Source organism: Actinokineospora terrae (assembly GCF_900111175.1).
GTDB lineage: Bacteria > Actinomycetota > Actinomycetes > Mycobacteriales > Pseudonocardiaceae > Actinokineospora > Actinokineospora terrae.
This window is the reverse complement of record NZ_FOGI01000008.1, coordinates 160394-181689: the sequence shown is the minus strand read 5'-3', so window position 1 is coordinate 181689 and position 21296 is coordinate 160394. Positions and strand designations below refer to the sequence as shown.

At 72.0% G+C, this 21296-nt stretch carries 23 protein-coding genes; 20 read left to right on the top strand and 3 right to left on the bottom strand.

Going from position 1 to position 21296, the window contains the following annotated elements:
- Positions 1-18: 18 nt before the first annotated feature.
- From BMY07_RS19625 to BMY07_RS19615, 3 genes are all read right to left on the bottom strand, one after another.
- On the bottom strand, positions 19-675 hold the full coding sequence (locus BMY07_RS19625; RefSeq protein ID WP_092781100.1) for a DNA alkylation repair protein: 657 nt from the start codon (positions 673-675) through the stop codon (positions 19-21).
- A 61-nt stretch (positions 676-736) separates the two neighbouring features.
- Complete coding sequence (locus tag BMY07_RS19620; protein ID WP_092780397.1) at positions 737-2404, bottom strand: peroxidase family protein; 1668 nt, start codon at positions 2402-2404, stop codon at positions 737-739.
- Positions 2405-2621: 217 nt separating this feature from the next.
- On the bottom strand, positions 2622-3104 hold the full coding sequence (locus BMY07_RS19615; protein WP_218150689.1) for an NUDIX hydrolase: 483 nt from the start codon (positions 3102-3104) through the stop codon (positions 2622-2624).
- 49 nt (positions 3105-3153) lie between these two features.
- Between BMY07_RS19615 and BMY07_RS19610 the strand changes: the two genes are divergently transcribed.
- The 20 genes from BMY07_RS19610 to BMY07_RS19515 all read left to right on the top strand — a co-directional run bounded on the left by BMY07_RS19610 (position 3154) and on the right by BMY07_RS19515 (position 21173).
- Positions 3154-4074, top strand: coding sequence for an FAD-dependent oxidoreductase (locus tag BMY07_RS19610; protein WP_092780394.1), 921 nt, complete (start codon positions 3154-3156; stop codon positions 4072-4074).
- Positions 4075-4105: 31 nt separating this feature from the next.
- A complete protein-coding gene (gene rpe / locus BMY07_RS19605) occupies positions 4106-4774 on the top strand; it encodes a ribulose-phosphate 3-epimerase (protein ID WP_092781095.1) in 669 nt (222 codons plus the stop codon).
- A 138-nt stretch (positions 4775-4912) separates the two neighbouring features.
- Complete coding sequence (gene ribD, locus BMY07_RS19600; RefSeq protein ID WP_092780391.1) at positions 4913-5962, top strand: bifunctional diaminohydroxyphosphoribosylaminopyrimidine deaminase/5-amino-6-(5-phosphoribosylamino)uracil reductase RibD; 1050 nt, start codon at positions 4913-4915, stop codon at positions 5960-5962.
- Between the two features lie 12 nt (positions 5963-5974).
- The gene (locus tag BMY07_RS19595; RefSeq protein WP_092780388.1) at positions 5975-6592 is read left to right on the top strand and encodes a riboflavin synthase; all 618 of its coding nucleotides are present in this window, start codon (positions 5975-5977) and stop codon (positions 6590-6592) included.
- Entirely contained in the window at positions 6589-7872 is a 1284-nt protein-coding gene (locus tag BMY07_RS19590) for a bifunctional 3,4-dihydroxy-2-butanone-4-phosphate synthase/GTP cyclohydrolase II (RefSeq protein ID WP_092780385.1), read from the top strand. Before BMY07_RS19595 ends, BMY07_RS19590 begins: the two co-directional genes overlap by 4 nt.
- A complete protein-coding gene (gene ribH / locus BMY07_RS19585) occupies positions 7869-8366 on the top strand; it encodes a 6,7-dimethyl-8-ribityllumazine synthase (RefSeq protein WP_092780382.1) in 498 nt (165 codons plus the stop codon). The genes BMY07_RS19590 and ribH overlap by 4 nt, the downstream gene beginning before the upstream one ends.
- A gap of 26 nt (positions 8367-8392) precedes the next feature.
- Positions 8393-8812 carry a PH domain-containing protein gene (locus BMY07_RS19580; RefSeq protein ID WP_245782504.1) on the top strand — a complete coding sequence of 140 codons (420 nt, stop codon included), beginning with the start codon at positions 8393-8395 and terminating at the stop codon, positions 8810-8812.
- A 596-nt stretch (positions 8813-9408) separates the two neighbouring features.
- Positions 9409-9645 (top strand): ribbon-helix-helix domain-containing protein, encoded by a 237-nt coding sequence (locus BMY07_RS19575; RefSeq protein WP_092780376.1) that lies wholly within the window; start codon positions 9409-9411, stop codon positions 9643-9645.
- Positions 9632-9979: a type II toxin-antitoxin system PemK/MazF family toxin gene (locus BMY07_RS19570; protein ID WP_092780371.1), complete on the top strand. Its 348-nt coding sequence runs from the start codon at positions 9632-9634 to the stop codon at positions 9977-9979. Before BMY07_RS19575 ends, BMY07_RS19570 begins: the two co-directional genes overlap by 14 nt.
- Positions 9980-10107: 128 nt before the next feature.
- On the top strand, positions 10108-10626 hold the full coding sequence (locus BMY07_RS19565) for a Rieske (2Fe-2S) protein (RefSeq protein WP_245782503.1): 519 nt from the start codon (positions 10108-10110) through the stop codon (positions 10624-10626).
- 148 nt (positions 10627-10774) lie between these two features.
- A complete protein-coding gene (locus tag BMY07_RS19560; RefSeq protein WP_177215653.1) occupies positions 10775-11794 on the top strand; it encodes a GDSL-type esterase/lipase family protein in 1020 nt (339 codons plus the stop codon).
- Positions 11795-11911: 117 nt separating this feature from the next.
- Positions 11912-13864, top strand: a complete 1953-nt coding sequence (gene uvrC, locus BMY07_RS19555) for an excinuclease ABC subunit UvrC (RefSeq protein ID WP_092780368.1) — start codon at positions 11912-11914, stop codon at positions 13862-13864.
- Positions 13861-14745 carry an RNase adapter RapZ gene (gene rapZ / locus BMY07_RS19550; protein WP_092780365.1) on the top strand — a complete coding sequence of 295 codons (885 nt, stop codon included), beginning with the start codon at positions 13861-13863 and terminating at the stop codon, positions 14743-14745. Before uvrC ends, rapZ begins: the two co-directional genes overlap by 4 nt.
- Positions 14746-14870: 125 nt before the next feature.
- A complete protein-coding gene (locus BMY07_RS19545) occupies positions 14871-15818 on the top strand; it encodes a gluconeogenesis factor YvcK family protein (RefSeq protein ID WP_092781086.1) in 948 nt (315 codons plus the stop codon).
- Between the two features lie 64 nt (positions 15819-15882).
- Positions 15883-16869 (top strand): DNA-binding protein WhiA, encoded by a 987-nt coding sequence (gene whiA / locus BMY07_RS19540; RefSeq protein ID WP_092780362.1) that lies wholly within the window; start codon positions 15883-15885, stop codon positions 16867-16869.
- A gap of 407 nt (positions 16870-17276) precedes the next feature.
- Positions 17277-18281, top strand: coding sequence for a type I glyceraldehyde-3-phosphate dehydrogenase (gene gap, locus BMY07_RS19535; protein WP_092780359.1), 1005 nt, complete (start codon positions 17277-17279; stop codon positions 18279-18281).
- Between the two features lie 11 nt (positions 18282-18292).
- A complete protein-coding gene (locus BMY07_RS19530; protein WP_092780356.1) occupies positions 18293-19492 on the top strand; it encodes a phosphoglycerate kinase in 1200 nt (399 codons plus the stop codon).
- Positions 19492-20277 (top strand): triose-phosphate isomerase, encoded by a 786-nt coding sequence (tpiA, locus tag BMY07_RS19525; protein ID WP_092780353.1) that lies wholly within the window; start codon positions 19492-19494, stop codon positions 20275-20277. Before BMY07_RS19530 ends, tpiA begins: the two co-directional genes overlap by 1 nt.
- Positions 20278-20507: 230 nt before the next feature.
- Positions 20508-20741, top strand: a complete 234-nt coding sequence (gene secG, locus BMY07_RS19520) for a preprotein translocase subunit SecG (RefSeq protein WP_092780350.1) — start codon at positions 20508-20510, stop codon at positions 20739-20741.
- A gap of 90 nt (positions 20742-20831) precedes the next feature.
- Complete coding sequence (locus BMY07_RS19515; RefSeq protein ID WP_092780347.1) at positions 20832-21173, top strand: RNA polymerase-binding protein RbpA; 342 nt, start codon at positions 20832-20834, stop codon at positions 21171-21173.
- Positions 21174-21296: the final 123 nt, after the last annotated feature.

Here is a 21296-nt window from a genome sequence, read left to right as displayed (position 1 = left end):
CGGTTCAAGAGAATTGAATCAAGAGATGTGTTTCAGAGCCTCTCGTCGGGACAGGCCCGACAGGCCGGGGTGGTCCTCCACAAAGGTCCGCACCCACTCGGCGTCCACCCGCGCATACTGCCGCAACGCCCACCCGATCCCCTTGCGCAGGAAGAAATCGGCATCATCCACATTGGCCTCCACCGCATACGTCAGCAGCGAGAGATCCGTCTCCCCCTTCGCCCCGAGTTGGCAGATCACCGACGCCCGGCGCTTCCAGCGGTCCGCATCAGTCGCCCACTCGCGGATCACCGGGGTCACGACGGGTCGGTGGGCCATCAGGAGCGGGCCGACGTGGTGGCTGGCCAGTTCGTCCACATAGTCCCACCACGCGCCTGTGATGATGAAGTCCTCGTACAGGGGGAGTAGGTCGGGTTCCTGCCAGCGGGCGTAGCGGCGGAGGAGGTCCAGGGCGACGTAGCGCTCCTCGCGGTGTTCGGCCTCGTGCCACAGGCGGCGGACGGTGTCGAGCCATTCGGCGCGGGAGGTGAGGGCGGGGAGTTGGCGGACGAGGGTGTCCCTGGTGGGTTTGGGGACGCCGTGGAAGGGCATGTCGGACTTCATGTAGCGCTGCATGTCCGGTGCGCGGGTGGGGTCCGCGGCCGCGGCGAGGCGGGAGCGGGCGAGGGCTGCCATGTCCACAAGGGAACGCTACCGCCGGGTGGGGTGCCCCGACCACGGGGCACCCCACCCGCGCTCACTCGCCGAGCGGGTTGAGCAGGTCGGCCTTGCCCTCGAAGGCGAACAGCAGCAGGTCGGTCATCCGGAACGTGGACGCGTCCGGGCCCAGGGTCGGGCGCCACCACGGCTCGCGGACCGTCGAGTGCCTGCTGCCCTCGATGGCGCGGTGGAAGACCTCGGCGACGATCCGGCCGCCGACCTGGCCGAGGCGGCCGTCGTTGAGCTCGGCCTCGCGCAGGACGTAGAACCACAGCGGCGTGTTCGCGGCGACCGAGGCGCGTTGCTCGGCGCTCAGACCCGCGAGGGAGGCGCCACCGTTGCCGGTCAGGATCTGGTCCCTGGTCAGCGGTGTGACGCCGAACAGGGCGGCCATCTGCTGGCCGGACGCGAGGCGCACCATGTCGGCACGGGTCAGGTTGCGGAACGCGAGGTTGCGGTGGATGTCCGGGAAAGTGCTGCCCCGACCACCGAACGTGCCCGCGGGCAACTGCGCGAGCGGGTCCACCAGCACCGTGTCGATCCGCTTCGCCACGTTGCCCGCCCCCGCGGGCGGCGCGAGGTCCGGGCGACCGGCCTCGGTGAAGTCGTAGAGCCGTCGGAAATCCGCGATCCAGTTGGTCGGCAACCGGTCCACGGTGCCGAAGTCCGGGTCGTCCAACTCGGGCAGCCCGCCGCCGGTGAAGTTGCCGCTGACCCCGCTGAAGGTGAACAGCAGCAGCAGCGTCCCGAGCGGACCGGGGCCGCCGGTGGTGAACACCCGGTTCCACTCGTAGGCGTCGCGCACCATGCTGTGGCCCATCCGGTACGCCGCGACGGCGAACTCGACCGGCATCGTCGGCCGCCTGCCGTGCCCGCGCGCCTCGAAGAACCGGCGGCCGTTGGTGAACACGTCGGACACCACCGCCGGGTCGACGATCCTGGGCAGGAAGTCGGTGCGCAGCATCCACTGGTAGTGCTTCACGACCTGCTCGCGCGCCGCCTCGAACAGCCGGCGCTCGTGGATCCCGGTCAGCGCCAGGTGCTCCACGACCCGGTTGTGGAACCGGATGAACGCCAGGTGGGTCTGCGCGACCACCAGGTTCTCGTCGTTGCGCAGATCGGGGATCAGCGGCGCGCGCCGGTCGGCAGCCGTGCCCGCGGTGCCGCCCGCCCTGGGCAGGTCGAAGCCCTCCAGGTCGACCCGCACCCGGTCGTCCGGGAACCCGGTCGCCGAGGACGTGCCGACCTTGAGCCGGACCCCGTCCTCGGCGTAGAACCGCCGGTCGAGGCGGTCGCGCGGTCCCCGCCCGTAGACGGAGTCCAGGTCCAGCGCGGGCGAGCGGCCCTGCACCAGGTCGTCCACCGTGACCTCGGACCCGAGCTGGGTCGCGGTCCGGTCGAGCGTCAGGTCGTGGTCGACGAACTGGCCGAGGTAGGTGAACCCGGCCGGGATCGTGCCGTCCGGCTGCCCGGCCGAGACGTCGGTGATCGCGGCGGCCAGCGCGGCGCGCGTCGGCTCGTCGGTCCGCTTGCCCCTCGGGCCGAGCCGGGAGAACCGGAACCGGCGCAACTCCTCTTCCGCCGACGCCGGACGGGCGGCGACATCGTCGCTCCCCGCGGCCGCGGCGGTCTCCGTCGTCGATCCCTCACCCAGAATGCCCTCGCCGACGATGAAGAAACTGTCGCGGGCATGACGGTGTGCCATTGGTGAACCCCCACAAGTCCGGCCGGGAGCCACGCGTCGGCGCCCGGGGAAAAGGGGCGGACGTGGCCGCCGTACCGAGTTCCCTCCCCAGAGAACCGGCGTGCCAACGACTTCCCCTCCCGGCCAGGCTACCGGAAAAGGGGAACGCGTCACGTCGGGAATTCGCTGATGGCTCTTTTCCGCAGGCGTGCGGAAACCGGAGCCACCGCGCGGGGAATCAGCCCGCGGTGTCCGCACGACCGGTCGGCGGCTTCCGGGTGGCGAGGTCGACGCCGACGTCCACCAGGTCGGTCCGGTCCAGTGTGGACACCTCGGCCAGGTCGAACCAGGCCGCCATGTCGGTCGAGCCGTTCTCCTCGTAGCGCAGCTCCCCGCCCAGCACGCTGGCCGCGTAGACCACCCGCAGCCCGTGCCAGTCGGTCGCCTTGCCCGCCTTGGTCAGCGCCCGCCGCACCCCGGTGCGCTCGCGGAACTCCCGGTGCACCGAGTCGATGCCCAGCAGCGCGTCCACCCGCACCGCGTACCCGGTCTCCTCGGCGACCTCCCGGACCACGGCGTCGAGCGGGTCCTCGCCGTGGTCGATGCCCCCGCCGGGCAGCGTCCACTTCTTCTCCGTGCGACCCACCCACCTGGCCAGCAGGATCTTCCCCGCCTCGACGCACACGGCGTAGGACGCCACCCGCAGAGAGCGCTTCTTCACAGGAGGTCAACCTACCCAAGACCGGCCGTGAGCGGGGTAGCGTGCGGCCATGGGTACCGATGTCATCGTCGTCGGCGCCGGGGTCATCGGGCTCAGCACCGCGATCCGGTTGGCCGAGTCCGGCGCCAGGGTGCGGGTGTGGGCCGCCGAGCCGCCCGCCGAGACGACCTCCGCCGTCGCCGCCGCGCTCTGGGGACCGGACTTCGCCGACCCGGGCCGCGCCTGGGCGTACGCCACCGGCCCCGAGCTGACCAGGCTCGCCGTCGACCCGGCCACCGGCGTCCGGCTCTGCCGGGGCACGCAGTCCTCCGACATCCAGAGCGAGCCGCCGCCGTGGGTCGACCGGCTGCCGGACGTGCGGATGCTCGAACCCGACGAGTTGGCGCCCGGGATGCTGGTGGGACTGCGCACCACGGTTCCCATCGTCGACATGCCGCGGTACCTGGACTACCTGACCGCCCGGCTGGACGTCGAGATCGAGATCCGCCGGATCGCGTCGCTGGCCGAACCGGCGGCCGAGGCGCCCGTGGTGGTCAACTGCACCGGTGTCGGCGCGCGCGAGTTGACCGGCGACGAGGGGTTGCGGCCGTGGTGGGGGCAGCACGTCGTGGTGGTCAACCCGGGGGTGGACGAGTTCTACATCGAGGCCGTGCGCGGGCGCGAGTGGGCCGGCTTCTTCCCGCACGGCGACGTCGTGGTGCTCGGCGGGGTGTCCCGACCGGACGTGTGGGACCGCACGCCCGACCCGCTGGTCGCCGCGGGCATCGTCGCCCGCTGCGCCGCCATCGACGCCCGGCTGGCCGACGCGCCGGTCGTGGGGCACCGGGTCGGGCTGCGGCCGTGGCGGGCGGCACCCCGGCTGGAGCGCGAGCGGCTGGGCGACGCGGTGGTGATCCACAACTACGGGCACGGCGGCATGGGGGTCAGCCACTCGTGGGGGAGCGCGGACGCGGCCGCCGCGCTGGTCTGATTTAGACTGGTTCCCCGTGCCGACCACGCCGATGATCGCCCCCAGCATCCTGTCCGCCGACTTCGCCAGGCTCGCCGACGAGCTGGCCGCCATCGAGGGCTCCGACTGGGTCCACGTCGACGTGATGGACAACCACTTCGTGCCGAACCTGACCCTCGGCCTGCCGGTGGTCCAGTCGCTGCTCAAGGCCACCGACATCCCGGTCGACTGCCACCTGATGATCTCCGACCCGGACCGCTGGGCGGTCGGCTACGCGGAGGCGGGCGCCTACAACGTCACGGTGCACGTCGAGGCCGCCGCCGACCCGATCGCCATCGCCCGCGACCTGCGCGCCGCCGGGGCCAAGGCGGGTCTGTCGATCAAGCCGGACACGCCGGTCGAGCCGTACCTCGAGGTGCTGCGCGAGTACGACACGCTGCTGGTCATGTCGGTCGAGCCCGGTTTCGGCGGCCAGAGCTTCATCGAGCACGTCCTGGACAAGGTCCGCACCATCCGCCGCCTCGTCGACACCGGCCACCTCAACCTCCTGGTCGAGATCGACGGCGGCATCAACGCCACCACCATCGAACGCGCCGCCGAGGCAGGCGTCGACTGCTTCGTAGCAGGCTCCGCCGTCTACGGCGCCGCCGACCCCACCAAGGCCATCACCGCCCTCCGCGACCAGGCCCGCACCGCCAACCACCGCTTCCTCCCCGCCTGATCCCCGCCCCGCTTCGTACCGGAATCGGCGGTCTGTCAAGGGGTTCCGCGCCGCCCTGTGGATGAGTCCGACCGTTGGGGACAACCCGGTGCGGCGGGTCCACAGTGGAGTGGAGGGCGGGTGCGGCCCGGTGTGGGGATGTCGTGCCGGGCTGGGAGACTGTCCTGCGTGGAGGACAGGCTGGCCGCGGCGATGCGGTTCGCGGTGGGGCTCGCTGAGGGCGCGCGGGGGGTGACCAGTCCGAACCCGCCGGTGGGGTGTGTCGTGCTCGACGCGGCGGGGGAGCGGGTTGGGGAAGGCGCCACGAGGCCGCCGGGTGGGCCGCACGCGGAGGTGGTGGCGCTAAGCGAGGCAGGCGCGCGCGCCAGGGGTGGTACCGCGGTCGTCACCCTGGAGCCGTGCGCGCACTACGGCCGCACGCCCCCCTGCACCGACGCCCTCATCGCCGCCGGTATCGCGAGAGTCGTCTACGCCGTCGCCGACCCGAACCCCGTCGCGTCCGGAGGGGCCAGGACGCTGGAGGGCGCGGGCATCAGCACCCAGGGCGGACTGCTCGCCGACGAGGTCGCCAAGGGGCCGTTGCGGGCCTGGCTGCACGCCGTCCGGCACGGTCGCCCGCACGTGACCTGGAAGTACGCCGCCACCCTCGACGGCAGGGTCGCCGCCGCCGATGGGACCAGCCGGTGGATCAGTTCCGCTGTCTCCAGGGCCGAGGTCCACGAGCTGCGCGGGCGCGTCGACGCCATCGTCGTGGGCACCGGAACGATCAAGACGGACGACCCCGCGCTGACCGCCCGCACCGCTGGTGGAACACCCGGGGCCCGGCAGCCGTTGCGGGTTGTCGTGGGACACGCAGACCTGCCCGACACCGCCAGGGTGCTCGACGACTCCGCCGAGACGCTGCTGGCGCGCACCCACGACCCGGCCGAGGTGCTGGCCGCGCTGCACGCCCGCGGCGTGGTCGACGTGCTCCTCGAGGGCGGTCCCACGCTGGCCGGGGCCTTCACCGAGGCCGGTCTGGTCGACCGGGTGCTGCTCTACCTGGCCCCCGCCCTGCTCGGCGCCGGGCCTGTGGCGTTGGGCGCATCGGGCGTGTCGACCATCACCGAGGCGCACCGGCTGGCCGTCGAAGAGGTCACCATGAGCGGACCGGACGTGCGGGTCTCCGCCGTCCCGGTCCGGGACTGAGGAGGAACACCGGTGTTCACCGGGATCGTCGAGGAACGCGGCGCGGTCGTCGCGGTCGAGCAGCTGGCCGACGCCGCGCGGGTCACCATCGCCGGGCCGCTGGTCACCAGCGACGCCAAGCAGGGGGACTCGATCTCCGTCAACGGCGTGTGCCTGACCGTCGTCGAGCACGGCGGCGGGTCGTTCACCGCGGACGTCATGCGTGAGACGCTGGTGCGCAGCAGTCTCGCCGGGATCGCCGCCGGGGACGCGGTCAACCTGGAGCGCGCCGCCGCGGTCGGGCAGCGCTTCGGCGGCCACATCGTGCAGGGCCACGTCGACGGCACCGGCGAGCTGGTGTCGCGCTCACCCTCCGAGCACTGGGACGTGGTGCGCTTCGGCCTGCCCGCGAACCTGGCCCGCTACGTGGTGGAGAAGGGCTCGATCACCGTCGACGGCGTCTCGCTGACCGTGGTCGAGGTGGGGCCGGACTGGTTCACCGTGAGCCTGATCCCGGAGACGTTGCGCGCCACCACCCTCGGGCTGCGCGAGCCGGGGGACCGGGTGAACCTCGAGGTGGACGTCATCGCCAAGTACGTGGAGAAGCTGGCCGGGCCACACCTGGCCGCCGAGGAGGGGGACCGCAGGTGAGCGACTTCGCCGCCATCGAACGCGCCATCGCCGACATCGCCGACGGCAAGGCCGTCGTGGTGGTCGACGACGAGGACAGGGAGAACGAGGGCGACCTCATCTTCGCGGCCGAGAAGTGCACCCCGGAGCTGCTGGCCTTCATGGTCCGCTACACCTCCGGCTACATCTGCGTGCCGCTCACCGAGGCCGACTGCGCCCGGCTCGACCTGCCGCCGATGTTCCACACCAACCAGGACGTCCGCGGCACCGCCTACACCGTGACGGTCGACGCCGCGGTCGGCGTGTCCACCGGCATCTCCGCCGCCGACCGCGCGCACACGATCCGGCTGCTGGCCGACGAGGCCACCACGCCGAAGGACTTCAACCGGCCCGGCCACGTGGTGCCGCTGCGCGCCAAGGAGGGCGGGGTGCTGCGCCGCCCCGGCCACACCGAGGCCGCCATCGACCTGGCCAGGATGGCCGGGCTGCGACCGGCGGGCGTGCTCTGCGAGATCGTGTCGCAGAAGGACGAGGGCGAGATGGCCCGCTACGACGAGCTGCAGGTCTTCGCCGCCGAGCACGACCTGGCGATCATCACCATCGCCGACCTGATCGCCTACCGCCGCCGCACCGAGAAGCAGGTCGACCGGGTCGCCGAGGCCCGCATCCCGACCGCGCACGGCGCCTTCCGCGCGGTCGGCTACGACAGCCGCCTCGACGGCATCGAGCACGTCGCCCTCGTCTACGGCGACATCGGCGACGGCGAGAGCGTGCTGGTCCGGGTCCACTCGGAGTGCCTCACCGGCGACGTGTTCGGCTCGCTGCGCTGCGACTGCGGCCCGCAGCTCGACGCCGCGCTGGAGGCCGTCGCCGCCGAGGGCCGCGGCGTGGTGCTCTACATGCGCGGCCACGAGGGGCGCGGCATCGGCCTGATGCACAAGCTGCAGGCCTACCAGCTCCAGGACGACGGCGCGGACACGGTGGACGCGAACCTCGCGCTCGGCGTCCCCGCCGACGCCCGCGACTACGGCACCGGCGCGCAGATCCTGGTCGACCTCGGGGTCAAGTCGATGCGGCTGCTCACCAACAACCCGGCCAAGCGGGTCGGCCTGGAGGGCTACGGCCTCGCCGTGGTCGACCGGGTGCCGCTGTCGGTGTGGCCGAACCCGGAGAACCTGCGCTACCTGCGCACCAAGCGCGACCGCATGGGCCACGAGCTGGGCAACCTGGAGCAGTACGAGATCGGCGCGGCCGGTGCTGCCGCGGCCGGTACCGGTGTCGGCGCCGGGGACGACGCGTGAGCGGCGAGGGCAGGCCGGAGCACGGCGTCCCCGACTGCACCGGCATCCGGCTCGGCATCGCGGTCACCCGCTGGCACGGCGAGATCACCGAGCAACTGCTGGTCCGCGCGCTGGCCGCCGCCGAGGAGGCGGGCATCGAGGAGCCGACCGTCGTCCGAGTACCGGGCGCGGTGGAGCTGCCGGTGGTGTGCCAGGAACTGGCCCGCCACCACGACGCGGTGGTCGCCCTCGGCGCGGTCGTGCGCGGCGGCACCCCGCACTTCGAGTACGTGTGCGACGCGGTGACCTACGGCCTGACCAGGGTGTCGCTGGACGAGTCCACGCCGGTCGGCAACGGGGTGCTCACGGTCGACACCGAGGAGCAGGCCCTGGACCGCGCCGGGCTGCCCGGCTCGGCCGAGGACAAGGGCTACGAGGCGTGCGCGGCGGCCCTGCAGACGGCCCTCGTGGTCCGGGGCCTGCGCCAGCCGTGGACCGAGCGGGGCTTCGAGTGACCGCCCGCCCGCGCAAGGTCTGGTTCGTGACCGTGCCCATCGCGGTGGTCTTCATCGCCGTGTTCGCCGTCGTGGCCGCCCTGCTGCGCGACAGCGGCACGGGGGTGTACTTCCAGGTGTCCGACCAGGTCGCGATGGTCGGCATCGGCGTCCTGCTCGCCGCGGGCGTGCTGTGGCTGACCTGGCCTAAGGTGACCGCGGACGCGGACGGCATCACCGTGCGCAACCTCCTGGGCCGCACCCGCTACCCCTGGACCGCCATCGTCTCCATCACCTTCCCGGACGGCGCCGCCTGGGCCCGCCTCGAACTCCCCGACGACGAGTACGTCCCCGTCATGGCAGTCCAGTCCATCGACGGCGCGCGCGCGGTGGCGGCGATCCGTGAGCTGCGCAGCCTGCACCGCGCGGCAGTGGGCTCAGCGGACAGCGCTGGAACTACGAGCTAGACGAGCGCTGCTGGGTTTACCGAGGCCGGAGCACTTAGGTGCTGCTGGCGCCTGTTGGGCTGCGTCCGTGCTGCCCAGGGGCAGGTGTGCGGATCGAGGCTTGCCTGTCATTGACGTGGCTGTGCGACCGGCTAGTGCTGGGCATGGTGTCGGCAGGCAGTCGGAGCGCTGGTGGGTGGGTTGTGTGCCGCGCCAGCGCCGATTCTGCGGGTCGCCGGTCAGCGGTCGTCGAAGGCCGGGCGCTGGCAGGCAGAGCTAGTGCCGCAGCTACACCTGTGCGCAAACGATGCGTGTTCAGGAATGATGCCGCTCCCGTGATCTCTGCCCGGCTGGTGCGGGCTACTGGCAGGCAGTCATATGCCGACTACTCGCGGCGGGTTGTGCGCCATCGCCAATCCCAAGCGGAAGTTGATGTCGGCCAGGGCGCCTGCAGAGCGTCGCGCACTAGTGGTGAGTGGCTGCGAGGTCATCCATTTGCCGGGCCGGCTGTGCGGGCCGCTGAGGGGCGGGTTGTGAGCGGTAGCTGTGTGGCGTGGTTCGTCGGGTGGGGGTGGGATTGTGGGCGGGCTGGTGGCAATGGGGGTAGTATTGGGGGTGTGAAGCTGAGTGTGAGTCTGCCGGAGGTCGATGTCCAGTTCATCGATGAGTACCTGTCGCGGGGGGAGGGGGGGAGTCGGTCGGCGGTTATCCAGCTGGCGCTGGGGTTGCTGCGGGAGTCCTCGATGCGCGAGGAGTACGCGGTGGCCTTCGCCGAGTGGGATGCCTCGGATGATGCCGCGTTGTGGGAGTCGACCGCCGCCGATGACTTCGTGGTTGTCGATGCGGCGCGGTGATATCCGCCTGGTCGACCTGGATCCCGGTCGGGGGTCGGAGGCGAACAAGGTTCGGCCTGCGGTGATCGTCAGCAACGACGCGGCCAACCAGGCCGCGCAGCGCGCTGGGCGTGGGGTGGTCACGGTCGTTCCGATCACGTCCAACACCGCGCGGGTGTTCCCGTTCCAGGTGCTGCTGCCCGCCGGTGACTGCGGCCTGGTCACCGACTCGAAAGCGCAGGCCGAGCAGGTTCGCTCGGTCGCCACCGCCAGGATCGGCCGCCGTCTCGGGCGTGTTCCGGACCGGCTGCTGCCATCCCTCGACGACGCTCTGCGGGTGCACCTCGGCCTCTGACCGGGTCGCTCGCACGGGTGGGTGGTTCCTGTGCACGCACTGTGAAAACCCCAGATCGGTGAACCCGCCGCCGCGCGGAGGCGTTGGCCTCGGTGTATCCCTGGACTGATTTCCCGAGGAGGCCCAGCGTGACTGTCGTCGACCCCACCACCACCGATCCCCGCAGCCCGGCCCAGCCCGTCGAGCGCAACCGCAGGCAGGTCCTGTGCGGCCTGATGGTGGCCCTGGTGGCGCCCGGTGTGCTCGCCGCGTGCGGCACCAGCGATACCCCGGGCGGGACCACCACTCCCGCCCCGGGTACGACCGGCGGTAGCACCCCCACCGGCGGCGGCGCGACCACCGGCGGAGGGTCGACCGGCGCGCTGAGCACCGTGGCGGCCATCCCCGACGGCGGTGGCGTGCTGGTCGACAGCCCCTCCGGCGGGAAGGTCCTGCTCGTCCGCTCCGGCAGCACGGTCGCCGGTTTCGACCCGTCCTGCCCGCACCAGGGCGCGACCGTCGACCCGCCGAAGGACGGCGTGATCACCTGCCCCCGGCACTTCAGCACCTTCAACGCGACCACCGGCGCGCGCATCAGCGGCCAGGCCCAGACCGGCCTCAAGACCGTCGCGGTGAAGGTCGACGGCGACAGCGTGGTGCTGGCCTGACCCCCCGGCTCACCCCTACCGTCGCTCCACAGTGGACGGTAGGGGTAAGCCGGACGGCCCCCGGACCCAGGTCCGTTCGGGTTATGGATTCACCGGATCCGGCGTGGTTGGGTCAGAGCTGACCATCACCTGATCCGGGGAGGCCCCCATGCCGTCCATCCGTGTCCTGGGCCTCGTCGCGGGGGTGCTGGCCGCTGGCCTGTTGGCCGCGCCGCAGGCCGCCGCCGACGAGCGGCCCACCGCCGTCGTCTCCCTCGGCGACAGCGCGATCTCCGGGGAGGGCGCGGGCGACTACGAACCGGGCACCCGCGGCGAGAACGGCAACTGGTGCCACCGCTCGGCCAACGCGCTGATCCACAAGACCCAGGTCGCCCAGCGCACCGTCAACCTCGCCTGCTCCGGCGCCGACGCGGCCAACGTGTCCCTCGCCGACACCACGCACTACACCGAGGGCTCGCAGGCCCGCCGCCTGATCGACGTCGCCAAGGCCAACCGGGTCGTCGCCGTCGTGCTCCAGGTCGGCGCGAACGACGAACCGGCCTTCGCCGACACCCTCGTCGGCTGCATCAAGAAGTGGTTCAACCCCTTCGGCACGGGCTGCGCCAAGGACCTGCGCGTGCAGTGGCCCGCCCGCCTCGCCGCGATGGCACCGAGGGTCGAGCGCGCTGTCGCCGACGTGAAAACCGCCATGCGCCAAGCCGGTTACGCTGACGGCAGCTACAAGTTCGTCATCACCTCTTACGCTTCCCCGGTGACCGAGAAGATGGACGCGATCAACCACGGCCCCCAGGGCTGCCCACTACGCCTCGCCGACGCCGCCTACGGTCGCACCGAGGCCGTGCCGCAGTTCGCTGACACGTACCGAGGTATCGCCGCCCGCAACGGACTGTCCTACCTGGACATCTCCCGCGCCACCGAGGGCCACGAAGCGTGCAGCGGCGGCGAGAACTCGGCCACCGAGTGGCAGAACCGGGTCCTGGTCGACCCCTACGCCTGGGTCTTCGGCGGCCTCGACTCCGTCGGCATCCACATGGCCCAGCAGTCCTTCCACCCCAACGCCCGCGGCCACGCCCAGCTGGGTCGCTGCCTCACCGAGTACCTCGCCACCACCGCCCCCGCCGCCCGCTGCCTGACCGGCGCGGACGGCAACCTGCACGCCGTGGCCTGATCGCCGCGCCAGGACGGCCCCCGGCCCACCAGGACCGGGGGCCGTCCGCGATCTGCCGGGTGATCGCCCGGCGGGTGCGGTGGGTGAGTGTCGGTGGGCGGTCGTAGGGTTGGTGGTGTGCCTGATCCGTCCACCTACCGCCCCTCGGCCGGGACCATTCCGGAAGCCCCGGGGGTCTACAAGTTCCGGGATCCCGGCGGCCGGGTCATCTACGTCGGCAAGGCGAAGAGCCTGCGCAGCCGGTTGAACTCCTACTTCGCCGACGTCTCCTCGCTGCACCCCAGGACGCGGCAGATGGTGACGACCGCGGGGGCCGTCGAGTGGACCGTGGTGTCCACCGAGGTCGAGGCGCTGCAGCTGGAGTACAACTGGATCAAGGAGTTCGACCCGCGGTTCAACGTCCGCTACCGCGACGACAAGTCCTACCCCGTCCTCGCCGTCACCCTCAACGAGGACTACCCCCGCCTGCACGTCTACCGCGGTCCGCGCAAGAAGGGCGTCCGCTACTTCGGCCCCTACGCCCACGCCTGGGCCATCCGCGAGACCCTGGACCTGCTGCTGCGCGTCTTCCCGGCCCGCACCTGCTCCAAGGGCGTGTTCAAGCGGCACGGCCAGATCGGGCGGCCCTGCCTGCTCGGCTACATCGACAAGTGCTCGGCGCCCTGCGTCGGCCGGGTCGACGAGGCCGAGCACCGGGGCATCGTCGAGGACTTCTGCGACTTCCTCTCCGGCAAGACCGACGCCATGGTCCGGCGGCTGGAGAAGGAGATGGGCGCCGCCTCCGCCGAGCTGGAGTTCGAGCGGGCCGCCCGGCTGCGCGACGACATCGGCGCGCTCAAGCGGGCCCTGGAGAAGCAGGCCGTCGTGCTCGGCGACGGGACCGACGCCGACGTGGTGGCCTTCGCCTTCGACGAACTGGAGGCCGCCGTCCAGGTGTTCCACGTGCGCGGCGGCCGGGTCCGCGGCCAGCGCGGCTGGGTGATCGACCGGCTCGACGACGCCGACGAGTCGCCGGTGGCCGCGCTGGTCGACCGGTTCCTCAGCCAGTTCTACGGCGACCAGGTCGAGCTGGCCGAGGAGGGCAGCCCGGTGCCCAAGGAGATCCTGGTCCCCGAACTGCCCGGCGACGCCGACGCGGTCGCCGACTGGCTCAGCGGCCTGCGCGGGTCAAGGACGGCGTTGCGGGTGCCGCAGCGCGGCGACAAGCGGGCGCTGATGGAGACCGTCGAGCGCAACGCGAAAGAGGCCTTCACCCAGCACAAGCTGCGCCGCGCCGGTGACCTGACCGCCCGCTCGGCCGCACTGCAGGAGTTGCAGGACAACCTCGGTCTCGACACCGCGCCGCTGCGCATCGAGTGCGTCGACATCTCCCACATCCAGGGCAGCGATGTGGTGGCCTCGCTGGTGGTGTTCGAGGACGGCCTGGCGCGCAAGTCCGAGTACCGCCGGTTCGCGCTGCGCGAGGCCGCCACCGAGGGCGACGTCGCCTCGATCGCCGAGGTGGTGCGGCGCCGGTTCGCGAAGTACCGCGGTGAGACCGGCGGGCAGGACCCGACCCCCGGCATCGACCCCGAGACCGGCAAGCCCAAGCGCTTCGCCTACCCGCCCAACCTGCTCGTCGTCGACGGCGCCGGACCGCAGGCCAACGCCGCCGCCGACGTGCTCGCCGATCTCGGCGTCACCGACGTCGCGGTGATCGGGCTGGCCAAGCGGCTCGAAGAGGTCTGGCTGCCCGGCGACCCCGACCCGGCGATCCTGCCGCGCACCAGCGAGGCGCTCTACCTGCTGCAGCGCGTGCGCGACGAGGCGCACCGCTTCGCCATCGCCTACCACCGGCAGAAGCGGTCCACGAAGCTCACCGCCTCCGCCCTCGACGAGATCCCCGGACTCGGCCAGGGCCGCAAGGCGGTGCTGATCAAGCACTTCGGCTCGCTGAAACGACTGCGAGCGGCCAGCATCGACGAGATCAGCGGGGTACCCGGCATCGGGGTGGCCACCGCGAAGGCAGTGCACAGCGCGCTGGCGGGCGAGCCCGCCGCGCACCCGAGAGCAGGGGAACAACAGCAGTGAGCACCGATACGGGTGGCCCCGGCATCGAGGTCGCCGTCGTCACCGGACTGTCCGGAGCGGGCCGCAGCACCGCGGCCAAGTGCCTCGAGGACCTCGGCTGGTTCGTCGTGGACAACCTGCCACCCGAGCTGATCTCCACCATGGTCGAGCTCGGCGCGCAGGCGCGCGGGGTGATCACCAAGGTCGCGGTCGTGATGGACGTGCGCAGCCGCGCGTTCACCGAGGACCTCTCCTCGATCATCAAGGACCTCGACGCCAAGGGCTACCGGCCGCGCGTGCTGTTCCTGGAGGCCACCACCGACGTGCTGGTGCGCCGCTTCGAGCACGTCCGCCGCGGCCACCCCATGCAGGGCGAGGGCAGGCTCATCGACGGCATCGGCGCCGAGCGGGAACTGCTGCGCCCGCTGCGCGAGGAGGCCGACCTGGTGCTCGACACCTCGACGCTGTCGGTGCACCAGCTGCGCGCCAAGATCGAGGACGCGTTCGGCTCCGACGCCGCGGCCACCACCCGGGTCACCGTGCTGTCCTTCGGCTACAAGTACGGCCTGCCGATGGACGCCGACCTGGTGATGGACGTGCGCTTCCTGCCCAACCCGTTCTGGATCCCCGAGCTCAAGGACCAGACCGGCCGCGACTCCGACGTGCGCAACTACGTCCTGAGCCAGGAGGGCGCCGACGAGTTCCTCGACCGCTACCACGAACTCCTCCGCCTCATCGGCGCCGGTTACCGCCGCGAGGGCAAGCGCTACCTGACCCTGGCCATCGGCTGCACCGGCGGCAAGCACCGCAGCGTCGCCATCTCCGAGGAACTCGCCAGGCGCCTGGCCGACGAGGACGGCATGGCGGTCAAGGTCGTCCACCGCGACCTGGGGCGCGAGTGACCAACCCCGACCCGACACCCCCAGCCATAACCCCACCCGGCACCACCGCGCCGGACCCACGACCGAGCAGGACCGCGCCGTCGAACGGTGCTGCTGTGCCGAGCGGTGCGCCGGCGGAGCGGCCGTTGCGGGCGGTGGCGTTGGGGGGTGGGCGGGGGTTGCACGTGACGCTCAGTGCGTTGCGGTTGATCACGGATGATGTGACCGCTGTGGTCACCGTCGCTGATGACGGGGGGTCGTCGGGGCGGTTGCGGCGGGAGTTGGGGTTGTTGCCGCCGGGGGACCTGCGCAAGGCGTTGACCGCGCTGGCGGGGGCCGGGGGGCCGTGGCCCGAGGTGTTCGAGCACCGGTTCGGGGGGACCGGGGCGCTGGCCGGGCACGCGGTGGGGAACCTGCTCCTCGCCGGGCTGCTGGAGGTCACGCAGGACCCGGTGCGGGCCCTCGCGGAGGCGGCCGCGCTGATGGGGGTCACCGGGCGCGTCCTGCCGATGTCGACCGGGCCGCTCGACATCGAGGCCGAGGTGACCGGGCTGGAGGAGAACCCGGACACGGTGCGGCGGATCAGGGGGCAGGTCGCGGTGGCCACCACGCCGGGGCGGGTCCGGCGGATCCGGCTGCACAACGCCAACCGCAAGGACGAGGCGCCCACGGCGTGCCCGGAGGCGGTCGAGGCGGTGCTCGGGGCCGATGTCGTGCTGCTCGGGCCGGGCTCGTGGTTCACCAGCGTGCTGCCGCACCTGCTCGTGCCGGAACTGCACGAGGCGCTCGTGCGGACCGCCGCGGCGCGGGTCGTGGTGCTCAACCTCGTCCCCCAACCGGGGGAAACCGCCGGGTTCTCGCCGGAGCGCCACCTCGACGTACTCTGCGAGCACGCGCCCCGGCTCCGGGTCGACGCCGTCATCGCCGACGCCGACTCCGTGCCCACCCCGGACCGGCTCCGACGTGCGGCCTCGGTGCTGGGCGCGGACATGTGGCTGGCGTCGGTGGCCGCCCCCGCGCGGCCGGACCGGCACGACCCGGCGGCGCTGGCGACCAGCCTGCGCCGGGCGATCACCTCGGTGAGGGCGCGCTGAACCCACCCGGCGCTCGTGGTGGGATGTACCGGCGCCCGAACCGGGGCTGGGAAAGGAGGACCCTGTGGCGATGACCGCCGCTGTCAAGGACGAGCTGAGCAGGCTGGCCGTTGCCAAGACCTGTTGCCGCCGCGCCGAGGTGTCCTCGCTGCTGCGCTTCGCGGGCGGCCTGCACATCGTCGCGGGCCGGGTCGTGGTCGAGGCCGAGCTGGACACCGGGGCGACCGCCCGGCGGCTGCGCAAGGAGATCCACGAGCTCTACGGCCACCACGCCGACGTGCACGTGATCACCTCGGGCGGCCTGCGCAAGGGCACGCGGTACGTGGTGCGGGTGGTCAAGGACGGCGACGGGCTCGCCCGCCAGACCGGGCTGCTCGACCCGCGCGGCCGACCGGTGCGCGGACTGCCCGCTCCGGTCGTCTCCGGCGGGGTGTGCGACGCCGAGGCCGCCTGGCGCGGCGCGTTCCTCGCGCACGGCTCGCTCACCGAGCCCGGCCGCTCGTCCGCGCTGGAGATCACCTGCCCCGGCCCCGAGGCCGCGCTGGCCATCGTCGGCGCCGCCCGCCGGATGGGCATCGCCGCCAAGTCCCGCGAGGTCCGCGGCGCCGACCGGGTGGTCGTGCGCGACGGCGACGCGATCGGCGCGCTGCTGACCAGGCTCGGCGCGCACTCCAGCGTGCTCGCCTGGGAGGAGCGCCGGATGCGGCGCGAGGTCAGGGCCACCGCCAACCGGCTGGCCAACTTCGACGACGCCAACCTGCGCCGCTCGGCCAGGGCCGCCGTCGCCGCCGCGGCCAGGGTCCAGCGGGCGATGGAGATCCTCGGCCCCGACGCCCCGGAGCACCTCACCGCGGCGGGGGAGTTGCGGCTGCAGAACAAGCAGGCCTCCCTGGAGGAACTCGGCCAGCTCTCCGACCCGCCGATGACCAAGGACGCCGTCGCGGGCCGCATCCGCCGCCTGCTGGCCATGGCCGACAAGCGCGCCAAGGACCTGGGCCTGCCCGACACCGAATCCGCCGTCACCCCGGACATGCTCGAGGCCGACGCGTAGTCCGTCACCTGGCCGTGTGACGTGGGTCTCGCCGGGTATCTGGTGCTGGATCCCCCGCCTCCTGACTTCCGGGAGCGCGGGTGCCGCTTGGGGGAGGGGCACCCGCGGGGGGAGAAGTGGAGTGGAGTCCGCCCGGCGTGGGGGCTGGCGGACTCCACTCCACTGTTGTGCGGGGACTGCACCGGTTCCGATAAGGGCGATTCGGTCACAGCCCAGAGGTGCTCGCGCGTCCGACTACGCGCTCGTCGAACAGTTGTCCCTGGCCGCGCGGTCTGATTCGATAAAGAGAGACCGCTGACCTCGTGACCTGCGCGCGGACTGGTGAACGCTAGGGTTCGTGGGAGGGCGGATGCTTCCGCCGGGCCCGTTCGGCCCGGCCAACCAGTCGCAGAAACGAGGAGACCCAGGTGACGGTTCGCGTAGGTGTCAACGGTTTCGGTCGGATCGGTCGCAACTTCTGGCGAGCCGTGCAGGCGAGCGACCACGACATCGAGATCGTGGCCTTCAACGACCTCGGTGACGTCGCGACCATGGCCCACCTGCTCAAGTACGACAGCATCCTGGGCAGGCTGCCGCAGGACGTGTCGGTGACGGCCGAGGGCATCAAGGTCGGCGACACCACCATCAAGGCGCTCGCCGAGCGCGACCCGGGCAAGCTGCCCTGGAAGGACCTGGGCGTCGACGTCGTCGTCGAGTCCACCGGGTTCTTCACCAAGGCCGCCGACGCCCGCAAGCACGTCGACGAGGGTGGCGCCAAGAAGGTCATCATCTCCGCGCCAGCCAAGGGCGAGGACCTGACCGTGGTGCTCGGCGCGAACGAGGGCCAGTACGACGGTTCGCAGACGGTGATCTCCAACGCCTCCTGCACCACCAACTGCCTGGCGCCGCTGGCGAAGGTCCTGCACGACGCGTTCACCATCGAGCGCGGCCTGATGACCACGATCCACGCCTACACCCAGGACCAGAACCTGCAGGACGCCCCGCACAGCGACCTGCGCAGGGCCCGCGCCGCCGCGCTCAACATCGTGCCCACCTCGACCGGCGCCGCGAAGGCGATCGGCCTGGTGCTGCCCGACCTCAACGGCAAGCTCGACGGCTACGCGCTGCGCGTCCCGGTGCCGACCGGCTCGGCGACCGACCTGACCGTCACCCTGGGCCGCGACGTGACCCTCGACGAGGTCCAGGCCGCCTACCAGGCCGCCGCCGACGGCCCGCTCAAGGGCATCCTGCGCTACAACACCGACCCGATCGTCTCCGCCGACATCGTCACCGACCCGGCGTCGTGCATCTACGACGCGCCGCTGACCAAGGTCAGCGGGAACCTGGTCAAGGTCGTCGGCTGGTACGACAACGAGTGGGGCTACTCCAACCGCCTCGCCGACCTGACCGCGCTCGTCGCCTCGAAGCTGTAGAGGGGTCCGGCTTGAAGACTCTCGACGACCTGCTCGCCGAGGGCGTGACCGGTCGGCGCGTGCTCGTGCGCGCCGACCTCAACGTCCCGCTCGACGGTGACGTGATCACCGACGACGGCCGGATCCGCGCGTCGCTGCCCACCATCACCCGCCTCGCCGAGGCCGGTGCCCGGGTGGTCGTCGCCGCGCACCTGGGCCGCCCCAAGGGCGCGCCCGAGGCCAGGTACTCGCTCGCCCCGGTCGCCAAGCGGCTCGGTGAGCTGCTCGGCCGCCCGGTGTCCCTGGCCGCCGATGTGGCGGGCGAGTCGGCGGCGGCCACCACCGGGGGCCTCGCCGACGGTGACGTGGCCCTGCTGGAGAACGTGCGGTTCGACCCGCGCGAGACCAGCAAGGACGCCGCGGAGCGGGACGCGCTGGCCGACGAGCTCGCCGCGCTGGCCGACGCGTTCGTCTCCGACGGGTTCGGCGTGGTGCACCGCAAGCAGGCCTCGGTCTACGAGGTCGCCACCAAGCTCCCGGCCTACGCCGGTGGCCTGGTGCTCGCCGAGGTCGAGGTGCTGCGCAAGCTCACCGGCGACGCGGCCCGCCCGTACGTGGTGGTGCTCGGCGGCTCGAAGGTCTCCGACAAGCTCGCCGTCATCGAGTCGCTGCTGCCCAAGGTGGACGCGATCCTGGTCGGCGGCGGCATGTGCTTCACCTTCCTGGCCGCCGAGGGGCTCGGGGTGGGTGACTCGCTGCTGGAGGCCGAGATGATCGACACCTGCAAGCGGCTGCTCGCCGAGCACCCGGAGAAGATCCTGCTCCCGGCCGACGTGGTCATCGCCGACGCGTTCGCCGCCGACGCCAACACCCACACCGTGCTCGCGGCCAACATCCGCGAGGGCTGGAAGGGCCTCGACGTCGGACCGATCACCGTCGAGCGCTACCGCGAGGTCATCGCGGGCGCGGGCACGGTGTTCTGGAACGGCCCGATGGGCGTGTTCGAGCTCGCCCCGTTCGCCGAGGGCACCAGGGGGGTCGCCGAGGCCATCGTCGCCTCGGACGCCTTCTCGGTGGTCGGCGGCGGCGACTCGGCCGCCGCGGTCCGGCTGCTGGGGCTGCCCGAGGACGGGTTCTCGCACATCTCCACCGGCGGCGGTGCCTCCCTGGAGTTCCTCGAGGGCAAGGACCTGCCCGGCGTCCGGGTCATCGAGACCGGGGTGGGTGGCTGATGGCCAGGCAGGTGCTCGTCGCGGGCAACTGGAAGATGAACCTCAACCACCTCGAGGCCATCTCCCTGGTGCAGAAGATCGCCTTCTCGCTGCCGGAGAAGTACTACGCCAAGGTCGAGGTGGCGGTGCTGCCGCCGTTCACCGACATCCGGTCGATCCAGACCATGGTCGACGGCGACAAGCTGCTGCTGCGCTACGGCGCCCAGGACATCTCGCGCTACGACTCCGGTGCCTACACCGGTGAGGTGTCCGGCCTGATGCTGGCCAAGCTCGGCTGCTCCTACGTCACCGTGGGGCACTCGGAGCGGCGCGAGTACCACGCCGAGACCGACGAGCTGGTGAACTCCAAGGTCAAGGCCGCCCTCAAGCACGGCGTCGCGCCGATCCTGTGCCTGGGCGAGCGGCTGGAGGTCCGCGAGTCCGGCGAGCACGTGGCGCACTGCGTCGCACAACTCGTCGCCGGTCTCAAGGGGCTCAAGGCCGAGCAGGTCACCAAGGTCGTCGTGGCCTACGAGCCGGTCTGGGCGATCGGCACCGGCAAGGTCGCCACCGCGGCCGACGCCCAGGAGGTCTGCGGCGCGCTGCGGGCCGCCCTGGCCGAGAAGTACGGCGACGAGGTCGCCGCGACCGTCCGCGTGCTCTACGGCGGGTCGGTGAAATCGGGCAACATCGGCGAGTTGGTGGCCCAGGACGACATCGATGGCGCGTTGGTCGGCGGCGCGAGCCTGCAGGCCGACGAGTTCACGAAACTGTGCGCGATGGCAGCAGGCGGGCCGCTGCCCTAATGGTCGCGCCGCTGCCGTAGCGCTGTTCACGCAGGTCAGGGCGTCGGGAATGATTTCTCCCGGCGCCCTGGCGCATTCTTGCGTCCGTGCAGGTGCACGTGCGGACGCCGCGTCGGCGGTGGTCGTGGGGAAACTGGTAACGGCCTGGGCACGCCACGTCGGGGCGGTGGTCGAACACGGGCGGGTCACCGGGTAATCTGAGGCCTCAACCACACGACCGCGAGGACCCGATGATTCTGACGCTGCAGATCGCTCTGATCGCCTCCAGCCTTCTGCTGATCCTGCTGGTGCTGCTGCACCGCGGCCGCGGTGGCGGTCTGTCCTCGCTGTTCGGCGGCGGCATGCAGTCGAGCCTGTCCGGGTCCAGCGTCGTGGAGAAGAACCTGGACCGGGTCACCCTGTTCGTCGGCGCGGTGTGGATCATCTGCGTCATCGGCCTCGGCCTGCTGGTCAAGATCAGCTGAAACCCGCGCAGGCGGTTCGGCGGTCCATGAAGAGAGCGACGGACGCGGCACAGCCCCGCGTCCGACCACGTGGTGGGGGTGTGAACGTCAATGGCCGGTGGTAACGCGATCCGGGGTACCCGGGTCGGTGCTGGTCCCATGGGTGAGTCCGAGCGCGGGGAGTCCGCGCCTCGGCAGCGGGTGTCCTACTGGTGCGCCAACGGCCACGAGTCGCGGCCGTCCTTCGCGCTGGAGGCCGAGAAGCCGGAATCCTGGGACTGCCCGCGCTGCGGCCTCCCAGCGGGCCTGGACGAACAAGCGCCACCGAAGGCGCCCCGCAACGAGCCGTACAAGACCCACCTCGCCTACGTCAAGGAGCGCCGCTCCGACGCCGACGGCGAGGCGATTCTTGCCGAGGCCCTGGCGAAGCTGCGCGCGAGGCGCGAGGGCTGAGCTAGGCGCCCTCCGGGGCGAGACGGTGTGGTGGGTAGTGCGATGGCCCCGTGTCCTGGCGGACGCGGGGCTGTTTGCTGTCCTGGGCGGGCTGCCCACAGAGGCCCCTCCCAGGTGTTGGCC